Here is a 12,037-nt window from a genome sequence, read left to right on the forward strand (position 1 = left end):
CGAATCCAAGCAGTTTTTAAATCAAGCCTAGAGAATTGATAAATACAACAACAATCGCCAAAGGTGCGACATAGCGCAACACCATCAGCCAAAGACGGATAATGGTTTGGGGAACGCTGCTGCCTGCTCCGGCATTCGCCAATACGGATTCCCTATTCTGAACCCACGCAGTAAACACGGCAACGCTCAATGCGCCAATCGGCATAATGACTGCCGAAATCAGGTAGTCCCACAAATCGAAAACGGTTTTTCCGAAGATTTTAAACTCACCCCAAACGCCGAAAGACAAGGCGGAGGGAATACCGACAATAAAAATTGCCGTACCAATCAACCAAGTATGGCGGCTGCGTTTACGCTCATCCTGACGAATCGTAGCGGCAATCACGGTTTCCAACATCGAAAAGGCCGAAGTCAGCGTCGCAAACACCACCAACAGCATAAAGACGGCAAACAAAATCTGCCCCAACGGCATTTTCATGAACACGGCAGGCAAAACAACGAAGATCAAACCCGGCCCCTGGCTCGGTTCGAAGCCGAAAGCAAATACCGCCGGAAAAATAACCAGCCCAGCCAGCAGAGAAACCAAAAGGTTCATCCACATAATAATATTGCCTGAACGGAACATATCTTGGTCTTTACCCAAATAAGACGCATAAGTAATCATCGCAGACACGCCGATACTTAACGCAAAAAATGCCTGACCCAAAGCCGTAAGCATGGTTTGCGGCTTCAAATGCGACCAGTCGGGTTTCAGCAGGAAAGATACTCCTTCCATCGCCCCGGGCAGCGTCAGTGAACGGACAGCCAAAACAATAAACAGGATGAACAGGCCCGGCATCAGGTAACGGTTTGCTTTTTCAATCCCGTCGGACACACCGCCTTGAACCACCCAAATGGTAATCAGCATGAACAGCCCTTGATAAAACAACGACCCTACAGGACTGGAAATGGTCGCACCGAATAATGCCTCAAAATCCGCACCCGCATGGATTTCTCCGGTAAAGCTATGGACAACGTAGTTCAACACCCAGCCACCGACGACACTGTAAAAAGACAGCAAGATAAAGCAGGCTGCCACCCCCATACGCCCCACCCACGGCCATTGCGAACCCGGGCGCAGGGTCTTGAAAGAATCGATGGCATTTTTACCGCCCGTCCTGCCGATATAAAACTCGGCAAGCTGTACGGGTAATGCCACCAAAATCGTAAAAAGCAAAAACAGCAGGAAAAACACCGCCCCACCGTTTGTCCCCGCGGTGTACGGAAATTTCCAAATTGCGCCCAAGCCGATTGCCGAACCTGCCGCAGCTAGCACAAAACCAAGTTTGGACGACCAAGAAACCGAATGATTCATGATTATTGTATTAAGAAATGTGAAGAAACCGCATTGTAGCAAAGCGTAACCGCATATAGCACAGCCATAATGGCCTGCTTCAAAATTTCGCACATAAGGTGCGCTTAAAAAGACAATATTGAATAAAAAATCTGAGATTTTGTTTTTTGAATAAACATAAATACAAAAAATAGGTAATTTTGATATTTTATTTCAAACAAACACTACCATGATAAAAAGCACAAAAGAAAAAGCCTGGACATTTGTCCAGGCTTCGATATTTGGTGGGTCCGGTGGGTTTCGAACCCACGACCAAGGGATTATGAGTCCCCTGCTCTAACCCCTGAGCTACAGACCCTCAAGAGAAAGGGTATATTGTATCATAAAATATTACAGAGACAAGGACCGCTTGGCTTTTATCGCCGTATATTTTATCCATAAACACCTTGCCTCAAGTCGTCTGAAAACAAAAATTACACTTTCAGACGACCTTTTCTCATTCATACCATATAACCCAAAAAACAGGCCGCTAAAAGCGACCTGAAAAACTCTTGCAGCTGGGAGTGATAGCAAGAGGTTACGACACTTTAAACCAAGCTTCGTTAGCATAACGGAGCATTTGTTCGGGAATCTCTTCAGCGTTGCTGACAACAGAGATACCGGATTTACGCATTTTATAGACAGCCTGAATAGTGCTTTCAGGTGCATAACCGTGACAGGCGGCAAGATTGACGATAATGTGCAGGCTGTCGTTGTACCACAGTAATTGTTCGGCGGTACGGCTGATTGCTTCTTCCGTTGCCAAACCACCGATAATGACGGTATCGGCTTTTTGTGCATAAAGCCATTCAATCAAACCGGTACTGCGGGCTTCATTATCATCATGGAAGCATGCGCCAAAACCATTCTCCCCGCCTAATTCGATTACATGATCATAATCAGCAGATGCCGGCAAACCATCCAGCAAATTTGCACCACGGCAACCACCTGCACACTGGCTAAAATAGCCACTTTCCCGCGCAAACATAATTCCGTTGCGTTTAACGACTGCGGCGCAAATACTCTCCGGATCAATATTGACGTTCTCGACCAAAATACGCTTATCTGCGATAGCTGCCTGACGGTTTAATTCTTTAACCATGTTTTCCGGTTGATGCAGGAAATGGTTGGCATTGGCTGCCATGCAGGTAAAGCGGAATTGAGGTTGAATATCAATAGCAACAGTCGTCATGATGTGACTCCACAAAAAAACAGATAAATCTGGAAATAGTTTTCTCGATAAATGGTTCTTATCGAAGATAATCGGTATATTTATGATGAACGGTATAATATCAGGATAATCGGCAAATCACCAGGAATATTTAACAATTAGTAACAATTTATTCCGTATATATCTATTCCGTAGAATTCACTCTCAAAAATATCACAATAAATATCAACTCAATAGGCATAAATGTTTGAAATTTATTTTTGTTTTAATCCTCATTATTGTCTCCTCCTCAACTTTTACCTTAAGTTTAATATTGACCCAAAAGCAACAAAAAAAGAAAAATGCGGTTATTTTTCTGACTTAAGTCGAATTTTTCGACATGAATTAACGAAGCATCTTGCTAAAAATAATTAAAAAGTATAGGACAAACGGCAATCACTCCACCTCCACCCAACATCCCAAAGCCACAAATATAAAAAGGTCGTCTGAAACCTTAAACCTCGGTTTCAGACGACCTCAAAACAGCTTTAAAACTACTGTTTGCCAAACTGGCTGTAATCCACCACCATGTACTTGGCGGTAATTTTCTGCGAAGCGTTGCCTTCGTCGCCCATCAGAATCATCTGCGGCTTGCCGTTGACCGTAATCGAATCGACGGCTTCGACGTTGGTAATGTGTTGCAGGTTGGGCAGCGAGATTTTTTGCGGCTCGTCGGTCGGGTTGCCGCTCCAAGTCCACAGTTGCGAGAATTTCTGACCGTTTTCATCCTTCACTTCGTTGGCGATGACGTAGCTTTTCAACACCGGGTCGTAGTTGAGCGAACGGATACCGCCGCCGTCGATGTCGAGAATGGCGACCTCGTCAAACTCAGGTTTGGCGTTGCGCTCGAACACGTCTTTCGGATTGCTGATGAATGCCACCAAAGCCATATTGTTGAACTCAGGATCGCGGAAGCCCAAGACGAGGCGTTTCTTCACAGGGTCGAATGCCATACCTTCGATATTGATTTCTTCAAAGGCAACTTCGGCTTTGGTGCGTTCGCGGATAAGGTCGTGCAGTTTCTTATCAGTTTCCAAAACCTGCGTCAGATTGTCGTAGCTGGTCAGCCCCAATACATTGCCGTCTTGGATTTTAAAGCGCATCAGGTGTTCGCGGTCGGGCGAACGGTTGCCTTTGCGGGTGCGCGAGTGCGAAGTGAGCGCGTAGATAAAGCCTTCATCGTCGCGCGCCAATGCTTCCAAGTCGCTCAGGCGGCGTTTGAAGCCGGTAATCACGCGTGTATCCAAGGCTTCGTCTTCGATAAATCTGCCGGACGGATCGATGCTGACGATGCTGAATGCGTGGTTCGGTTCGTCTTCGGCAATCAGCAGTTTGCCGTCGGGAAGCTGTTGCACGGCAGATGGCTCGTATACGCCGTTGAACATATTAATGCCCAAGGCACGCAACTCTGCCGCATTGTTGGCAGGCTTAGTCAAAAGGGAAGGCAGCGTCTTCACGCCGATAAACGCCGCCAGCGAAGCCAAAAGCCCCCAACGGAATACGGCATAGGACAAGTTGATGTATTTGAACTGTTTATCCGCCAGCAAGCCCAGCCAGTAAAGATGATCGCTCATCTTTTGATAGACTTGTTTACGGTCGCCCATAATCTCCTGCATCATTTCCCAATATTGCTCTTTTTGCACCTTCACACGGTCTTCGTAAATCAGGATATTGGGCTGGCTGCCGCTGAAAAAGCGCGTTTGGGTGCTGCTGAGGCGGGTTTTCAAATCACGCAGTTTGGCGCGGCCGCGGAATAAATCCTTAACCCAAGTACGAGCTGCCTGCATTTTGCCGATACGTTCGGGCGAAGCGGACAGCAGCGCGAACACGATGGACGCGGCGGCGGTAATCATAAAAGTACTCGCCGGAATCAGAAATTCGGGCGACGATGAGAAAATAAACGCGCCCGAAATCATCAGCGCAGACACGATAAAACCATTCAGCGAAATCATAATGTTCGCCTTGGTCGCCGCCAGCGCAAGCAACTCCATCTCTGAGCGGACGGCATTGCGGAACATGGTCTCCACGCCTTTGTTCGTACCCAAAAGATCGGAAGGCGGCAAAGCAGCGGCTTGGTTTTTCTTCTTCGCCTTGTCTTTTTTGTCTTTCTTTTTCTTTTTGGGCTTTTCAGACGACGTCTCAACGCCTTCAAAGATGATGTTATCCGTCACGGCCTCTTCGGCATTGTCGCCTTGTTGATGGTCTGCCGTTTCAGACTCCGAAGCTTCTTCAACTTTTAAAGTTTCTTCAGCTTTCACGGCTTCTTCAATGTTTACAGCTTCTTCAGTTTTTAAGGTTTCTTTAGCTTTATCAAACACTTCTTCTGAGTCTTCCCAAACTTCGGAAACAGGCTGCGGCGCATCGGGGTCGGGGCGTTCGAAAGGTTTCTCCCAGTTAGAAACCGTATTTTGCGGCTCTTGCCCTTTTTTATTTTTATCGTGGAAATCCATGTTTATCCTCCGTTTGAGTAAATCAATTTAAATGGAAAGGAAAAAGCGTTTTTTAGTTCCTCTGATTCGGGGAATTTACACAACGTCATACATTATCGATAAAAACATTACACTTCTTGGGATAATCATGTTTGTAATGATGAAGTCGGCAATCCAAGTTCCCCTTCAACAAAAACTGCCGCCAAACGGGCAGTTTGCGGCAGTTGTAACGCATCGTTTATCAGTAGTCGATACGCTCTTTGATGATTCTCAAGTCGGGGTAAGACAATTTGATGTCGTATTCGCGTCCGCCTTTGTAAGCTTCTACGTCCAGTACAGGTCTGCCGCGATAGTCGTCGGCGTCGATGTCGTGAACGCGATAGCCGCGTTGCTCAAGCATTCTGATGGCTTTGGCACGGTTTTGTTCAAAATTTCTGTCGCTGTAAATTTGGTGTTCGATGTAATCGCTGGCACCGGCAGTAGCAGCAGACAAAGCGACGATAGCGGTCAATAAGATTTTTTTCATGGTTACTTCCTTTCGAAATGTGTCACTGGGGTTTTGATGGGTGTATTTAAACACGGCAAAATTAGCAGTCATTTAGCACTTCGTTAAACGTAGTAAAGGTCGTCTGAAACGGTTCAGACGACCTTTTAACATTTACGCTCTCCATTACAGGCTGTATTTAAGTTTCTGCGGGCGGAAGGGGCGGGTGTTCGTCGGTTTTGTCCGATTTGGATTTGATAAAGCGGCTGCACCAGATGCCTGCTTCGTAAAGCAAGATAAGCGGGACGGCAAGCAGGGTTTGGGAAATCACGTCCGGCGGTGTAATGATGGCGGCAATGACGAATGCGCCGACAATGACGTAGGGGCGTGCGTTTTTGAGTTGTTCGGTGGTTACGATGCCGATTTTGGCAAGCAGAACGACAACGACGGGAACTTCGAAAGTCGTGCCGAATGCGACGAACATACCCAAAATAAAGGACAGATATTTGTCTATGTCGGTCGCCATGTTGACGCCGACGGGGGTGATGCCCGCAAGGAATTTAAAGATGACGGGGAAAACGAGGTAGTAGGCAAACGCCATGCCGACAAAAAACAGGCTGACGCTGGAGAGGACGAGCGGGGTAATCAGGCGTTTTTCGTTTTGGTAGAGGGCGGGCGCGACGAATGCCCAGATTTGGTAGAGCGTGTGCGGCAGGGAAACGAGGAATGCCGCCATCAGCGTTACTTTCACCGGTACGAAAAACGGCGCGATGACATCGGTGGCAATCATGCTGGTGTCTTTGGGAAGATTCACCATCAATGGTTCGGCAACAAAGGTGTAAAGCTGCTGGGCAAACGGCATCATGCCGAGAAAGCAGACGACGATGCCGATGACAATCCACATCAGGCGGCGGCGCAGCTCGATAAGGTGTTCGATAAGAGGTTGGACGGGTTGTTCGTTTTGAGGTTCGGACACCGGTTTACTCACTTTTTACGGACGCGAAGTTTGGGTTTGGCATGAAATTTCGGGCGCAGGTCGCGCTTGCGGTTCATCGCTTGTTTTTTGAGGGAAGTGATATGCAGCACGGGCGCGTCTGCGGAAGTGTCGATATAGCTGACTTCTACGGCATTGGATACCGGAGCGGAGCCGCCGGTCAGGTATTCGCGCCATGCGCGGTCTTGTTCGGATTCCGCAGGCGTGTCGGTTTCGACGGCATTCGTCGGATTGCCTGCTTGCTCCGTAGCGTTTTCAGACGACGTGGAAATAGACGGGTCGTCTGAAACTTCCGCGCTTAATGAAGGAAGCGGGTTGCCGTGTTCATCCAAACCGAAATCGGCAGGCGTGCGTTGCGCCGGCAGGCGTTCCCACGGTTTGAGTCCGTCGGAAATGTCGTGCAGGTTGTCCTGCATATCCGTACCGGTTTCTTTGAGGCTGTCGCGTACTTGTGCGGCGGCGGCTTCAAATTCCTGTTTGGCTTTGCGCAGCTCTTCCAATTCGACTTGGGTATTGAATTCCTGCTTGACGCTGCTGACGAGGCGTTGCAGCTTGCCGATGAGCCGTCCGGCAGTGCGGGCGGCTTCAGGCAGACGCTCGGGGCCAAGTACAATCAGGGCGACGATGCCGACTAAAAGCAGCTCGCCCAAACCGAAATCAAACATAGATTATGCTTTGTCTTCGTCTTTTTTGTGTTCGATGACTTCGTCTTTTTTGGCGTCAGTACCTTCGTTCAGACCTTGTTTGAAGTCATGCACGGCACCGCCGAGGTCTTTGCCGACGTTGCGCAGTTTTTTGGTACCGAAAACCAAAACGACGATGATTAATACGATAATCCAGTGCCACAGAGAGAAGCTACCCATAATAAATCCTTGATATAGTTGAAAATGGATGGTGGGAATGTTGGTTTATGCAGGCGTACCCATGATGTGGATATGCAGGTGGAACACTTCCTGTCCGCCGCCTTTACCTGTGTTGATAAGGGTTTTGAAGCCGTCAGTCAAACCTGCCGCTTCAGCGATTTGAGGGACTTTCAACATCATTTTGCCCAAGAGGGTTTGATGTTCGGGCGCGGCGTGTGCCAGCGAGTCGAAATGGACTTTCGGAATCAGCAGCAGATGAACCGGCGCAGCGGGACGGATGTCTTTGAAGCACAACATCTCGTCGTCTTCGTACACGGTTTGCGCCGGAATGTCTTTGGCGGCGATTTTACAGAAAATACAGTTGTCCATAATGGCTCCGAGGTCGTCTGAAAACGAGCGCAGCGCGTTTCGCTAAAACGAATGAAGCGCGTTTCGTCAAACAGACGGCAGAAAAACGAATAAGGTCGGATTGTAATATAAATTCAAGACTCTTTGCGAGAGGCTTTTTCCGCCAAGCCCGATAAACCTTGACGGCGCGCAAGCTCGTTGACGACATCTTCGGCACGCAAACCGTGGTGCGCCAAGAGAACCATGGTGTGAAACCATAAGTCGGCAACTTCGTAAACGAGGTGTTCGCCGCCGCCGTCTTTCGACGCCATCAGGACTTCGCCCGCTTCTTCGATGACTTTTTTAAGGATTTTGTCTTCGCCTTTGTGCAGAAGCTGGGCAACGTAGGAAGCTTCAGGATCGCCGTCTTTGCGGGAGTCGATGGTGTTTTGGATTTGGGAGAGGATGGTGTCGGTCATGGGATTTTCGGCTTTGAAGGATAAGGGCTATTCGGATAAGGCATAGGTTTGCCAAGTTTCGGGTGAGTGTTTTGACAACAGACAATCATCAACCCGATTTTTGAGCGAAACTCGTTGCGCTCGTTTTAGCGAAACTCGCTTCGCTCGTTTTCAGACGACCTCTAAGGATGCGTATGCCCATAAATGGCTTCTTCGTCTTTCAATACGGCATCAACCGTCTGCCATTCGCCGTCTTTCCAAACTTTGTAGAAACAGCTTTCACGCCCCGTATGGCAGGCGATGCCACCGTTTTGGTCTATCAGCATTACGATGGCGTCGCCGTCGCAGTCTAGGCGTAATTCGTAAACCTTTTGCGTATGCCCCGATTCTTCGCCTTTCATCCATTGTTTTTGGCGCGAACGGCTGTAATAGTGGGCAAAGCCGGTTTCTACCGTTTTTTGCAGCGCCTCGGCGTTCATCCATGCAACCATCAGCACGCGGCGGGTCTGCCGGTCTTGGGCGATGGCGCAGACCAAGCCTTTTTCATCGAATTTGACGGCTTCGAGCAGGCTGTTATCCATATTCGGCATCCTTATTTTACGTTGGCGAAACTCGTGATACTTGCTTTAGCGAAATTCGCTTCACTCGTTTTGGCGAAACTTACTGCACTCGTTTTCAGACGACCTTGAGTCAATCAAGTTCAACTTACAGGCGCACTTCGATTCCGGCTTCGCGCATGGCGAGCTTCGCATCGCGGATACTGACTTCGCCGAAGTGGAAAATACTGGCGGCAAGCACGGCATCTGCTTTGCCTTCTTTGATGCCGTCAATCAGATGCTGAACATTGCCGACGCCGCCGGAAGCGATGACGGGAATATCGACCGCTTCGCTGACTGCGCGGGTCAGCGGCAGGTTGAAGCCTTGTTTCGTGCCGTCTCTGTCCATACTCGTAAGCAGGATTTCGCCCGCACCGCGCCGCTGCATTTCAACCGCCCATTCGACTGCGTCCAAGCCCGTCGGTGTGCGCCCGCCGTGGGTGAAGATTTCCCAGCGGGTGTTTTCGGGATTGACGGCTTTGGCATCGACGGCGACGACGATGGCTTGCGAGCCGAAAAATCCGGCGGCTTCGTTGACTAAATCGGGATTGGTGACGGCGGCGGTGTTGATGCTGGCTTTATCCGCGCCGGCATTGAGCAGGCGGCGGATGTCGGCGACGGTGCGTACACCGCCGCCGACGGTCAGCGGAATGAAAACCTGTGAGGCAACGTCTTCGATGACGTGCAAAATGGTGTCGCGGTTGTCGGAGGAGGCTGTGATGTCGAGGAAGGTCAGCTCGTCTGCACCTTCGTCGTTGTAGCGTTTGGCGACATCGACAGGATTGCCCGCATCGCGCAAACCAAGGAAGTTTACGCCTTTGACGACGCGGCCGTCTTTAACGTCGAGACAGGGGATGATGCGTTTTGCCAGTGCCATTTTGAATGCCTTTCCAAACCTAGGAATGAGGTCGTCTGAAAGTGAGCGAAGCGGGTTTCGCTAAAACCTATACAACGGATTTCACCCAAACGGATAATCCGTTTCAGACGACCTTTTAAATCGTTGATACCGGCAAGGCAGGTGTTACGCCAGCCAGTTGTGAACCCATTTGGGCAGGTGTTGGAGCAGTTGGAAATAGCCGACGCCCGCAATGGCGGCGAATACGCAGGAAGTCATAAAGTTGCCGCTGAAGCGTCCGACGATATAAAACACTGCGCTGGCAAATGCCCACAATGCGCCGTTAAACACCATCCAATAGGTGTCGATCATCGGCAAATCGAACGCGGAAAGCTGGCGTACGAGGATGGCGATGATGGTAAATCCCAAACCTTCGCTGACGGCGCGCACGTTGCGACCGGACGACCAGATAATCCAAAAGCCCAAAATAAATGCTTCAAACATGAAATACCCCTTAAAAAAGTAAATAAAACAATTAAGTGTGAGATGGTGAGTCCCAAGCAATATTCGGCGGTCAGCCGCCTTTTATTGTGAAGAAAAAATGGACGAACCCGTCTTTTGCCCAGTCTATACAGATAGGGCAACAATGAAAGCAAACGGGTTCAACCGATTATTTTGTATCTTCGCCCCGCTATCTTGTTTTAAAACAGCGGGACAAGTGAGTAAGAAAACGTTTGGTCATTTCAGACGACCTTGATGGTTGTTTTAAATAAGGTCGTCTGAAAACGAACGCAGTGAGTTTCGCTAAAATGAGTGTAAAGAATTTCGCCAAAACGAACGCAGTGAGTTTCGCTAAAACGAGCGCAGCGAGTTTCGCTACACCAACTTACGCCAGCGAATCCGCCAACTGCTGCGCTTGGGCAAAATCAATACTGCCCTCGTAAATCGCGCGACCGGTAATCGCACCCGCCACGCCGTGTTTCTCAACGGCACACAAGGCGCGGATGTCATCCAAATTGGTCAACCCGCCCGACGCGATAACCGGAATGGCGACGGTTTGCGCCAATTTGACGGTTGCGTCGATGTTCACGCCGCTCATCATGCCGTCTCGGCCAATGTCGGTGTAGATGATGCTGTTGACGCCATCGTCCTCAAAACGTTTTGCCAAATCAATCACATGATGCTCGGTTACCGTCGCCCAGCCGTCTATCGCCACCATGCCGTCTTTGGCATCCAGTCCGACGATAATCTGCCCGGGAAACGATTTGCACGCCTCGCGCACGAAGTCGGGATTTTTCACCGCCGCCGTACCGATAATGACGTCGTTCAGTCCCAAATCTAAATATTTTTCAATGGTTTCCAAGTCGCGTATCCCGCCGCCCAGTTGCACGGGAATGTCTTTGGCAACAGCAGCGAGGATGTCCTTGATAGCGGGAAAGTTTTGCGGAACGCCGGCAAATGCGCCGTTTAAGTCCACCAAATGCAAACGGCGCGCGCCTTGCTTGAACCAATGCAGCGCAGTTTCGGCGGGCGAATCGGAAAACACCGTCGCCTGCTCCATCAAACCTTGTTTCAGGCGCACGCAGCGGCCTTCTTTTAAATCGATTGCGGGAATCAGCAGCATGGGAGTCCTATCCTTATGCGGGGTGTATTTTACACAAATTATCGAGTTTTAGCATATTTGAATAATTTAAGTTGGCAGTAATGCGTAATCCTAATCAAAATCGCTTGAAAATTCTTTTCAGACGACCTGATTAATTCCTAGAAATCAAAGGGTAAGCCTTTTCAAACTGCCCAGTCCAAGAAATTGCGTAACAGCAACAATCCTGCGTCGTGGCTTTTTTCAGTATGGAACTGGGTGGCGAACACATTGTCTTTGCCGACGATACAGGCAAATTCGTTAGGATATTCGCTGGTAGCAAGGACGGTTTCGGGGTCTTCGGGAGCGAAGTAGTAGCTGTGTACAAAGTAAAAGCGCGTTTCTTGACCGATGTCTTTAAACAGCGGGTGCGGGCGGGCTTGGCGTACTGTGTTCCAGCCCATGTGCGGCACTTTCAGACGACCTCCATTTGCATCGGTCTGATTGGCAGGAAAGCGTTTGACCCTGCCTTTAAACCAGCCCAGCCCGGCAGTGTCGCCTTCTTCGCTGTGTTCGAACAATAATTGCGCGCCGACGCAGATGCCGAAAAACGGTTTGTTTTTCAAGCCGTCTTCCAGCGCTTCGCCCAAACCGCTTTGCCGCAATGCAGCCATACAGTCGGGCATCGCGCCCTGACCGGGGAAAATGATTTTGTCGGCTGCAAGGATGTCTTCAGGACGGGCGGTCAGGTAAATTTCGGCAGCTTTGCCGGACAAGGCTTGCGCGGCCTGTACGGATTTGAGGACGGAATGCAGATTGCCCATGCCGTAATCGACAATAGCGGTTTTCATGTTTTCTCCTTGGTTTGCAGCTTGTGCTTATCGGTATGG

General features: G+C 49.5%; 14 protein-coding genes and 1 tRNA gene. All 15 read right to left on the minus strand.

The annotated features are described in order from the left end of the window. Positions 1-16: 16 nt before the first annotated feature. Entirely contained in the window at positions 17-1,354 is a 1,338-nt protein-coding gene (locus J7445_RS07010; protein WP_209282840.1) for a sodium-dependent transporter, read from the minus strand. Between the two features lie 261 nt (positions 1,355-1,615). After that, positions 1,616-1,691: transfer RNA gene (locus tag J7445_RS07015), tRNA-Ile, on the minus strand. A 219-nt stretch (positions 1,692-1,910) separates the two neighbouring features. Beyond that, positions 1,911-2,564: a cysteine hydrolase family protein gene (locus J7445_RS07020; protein ID WP_070656754.1), complete on the minus strand. Its 654-nt coding sequence runs from the start codon at positions 2,562-2,564 to the stop codon at positions 1,911-1,913. Positions 2,565-3,076: 512 nt separating this feature from the next. Beyond that, the gene (locus J7445_RS07025) at positions 3,077-5,032 is read right to left on the minus strand and encodes a Pycsar system effector family protein (protein ID WP_209282841.1); all 1,956 of its coding nucleotides are present in this window, start codon (positions 5,030-5,032) and stop codon (positions 3,077-3,079) included. A gap of 220 nt (positions 5,033-5,252) precedes the next feature. Further along, positions 5,253-5,537, minus strand: coding sequence for a PepSY domain-containing protein (locus J7445_RS07030; RefSeq protein ID WP_070656752.1), 285 nt, complete (start codon positions 5,535-5,537; stop codon positions 5,253-5,255). Positions 5,538-5,694: 157 nt separating this feature from the next. Further along, positions 5,695-6,471 carry a twin-arginine translocase subunit TatC gene (tatC, locus tag J7445_RS07035; protein ID WP_070656751.1) on the minus strand — a complete coding sequence of 259 codons (777 nt, stop codon included), beginning with the start codon at positions 6,469-6,471 and terminating at the stop codon, positions 5,695-5,697. A gap of 8 nt (positions 6,472-6,479) precedes the next feature. After that, positions 6,480-7,154, minus strand: a complete 675-nt coding sequence (gene tatB / locus J7445_RS07040) for a Sec-independent protein translocase protein TatB (RefSeq protein ID WP_209282842.1) — start codon at positions 7,152-7,154, stop codon at positions 6,480-6,482. Positions 7,155-7,157: 3 nt separating this feature from the next. Continuing rightward, complete coding sequence (tatA, locus tag J7445_RS07045) at positions 7,158-7,352, minus strand: Sec-independent protein translocase subunit TatA (RefSeq protein ID WP_003740881.1); 195 nt, start codon at positions 7,350-7,352, stop codon at positions 7,158-7,160. A 45-nt stretch (positions 7,353-7,397) separates the two neighbouring features. Then, positions 7,398-7,721: a histidine triad nucleotide-binding protein gene (locus J7445_RS07050; protein ID WP_003740880.1), complete on the minus strand. Its 324-nt coding sequence runs from the start codon at positions 7,719-7,721 to the stop codon at positions 7,398-7,400. Between the two features lie 113 nt (positions 7,722-7,834). After that, positions 7,835-8,158: a phosphoribosyl-ATP diphosphatase gene (locus J7445_RS07055; protein WP_209282843.1), complete on the minus strand. Its 324-nt coding sequence runs from the start codon at positions 8,156-8,158 to the stop codon at positions 7,835-7,837. A 161-nt stretch (positions 8,159-8,319) separates the two neighbouring features. Next, positions 8,320-8,718 carry a phosphoribosyl-AMP cyclohydrolase gene (gene hisI / locus J7445_RS07060; protein WP_154885398.1) on the minus strand — a complete coding sequence of 133 codons (399 nt, stop codon included), beginning with the start codon at positions 8,716-8,718 and terminating at the stop codon, positions 8,320-8,322. 124 nt (positions 8,719-8,842) lie between these two features. Continuing rightward, on the minus strand, positions 8,843-9,610 hold the full coding sequence (gene hisF, locus J7445_RS07065; protein WP_003776869.1) for an imidazole glycerol phosphate synthase subunit HisF: 768 nt from the start codon (positions 9,608-9,610) through the stop codon (positions 8,843-8,845). Positions 9,611-9,754: 144 nt separating this feature from the next. After that, positions 9,755-10,072 (minus strand): multidrug transporter MatE, encoded by a 318-nt coding sequence (locus J7445_RS07070; RefSeq protein WP_209282844.1) that lies wholly within the window; start codon positions 10,070-10,072, stop codon positions 9,755-9,757. Positions 10,073-10,454: 382 nt separating this feature from the next. Next, a complete protein-coding gene (gene hisA, locus J7445_RS07075; RefSeq protein WP_209282845.1) occupies positions 10,455-11,192 on the minus strand; it encodes a 1-(5-phosphoribosyl)-5-[(5-phosphoribosylamino)methylideneamino]imidazole-4-carboxamide isomerase in 738 nt (245 codons plus the stop codon). A gap of 161 nt (positions 11,193-11,353) precedes the next feature. Then, the gene (gene hisH / locus J7445_RS07080; RefSeq protein ID WP_209282846.1) at positions 11,354-11,998 is read right to left on the minus strand and encodes an imidazole glycerol phosphate synthase subunit HisH; all 645 of its coding nucleotides are present in this window, start codon (positions 11,996-11,998) and stop codon (positions 11,354-11,356) included. Positions 11,999-12,037 lie beyond the last annotated feature (39 nt).

The organism is Neisseria sicca, from assembly GCF_017753665.1.
Classification (GTDB): Bacteria; Pseudomonadota; Gammaproteobacteria; order Burkholderiales; family Neisseriaceae; genus Neisseria; species Neisseria flava.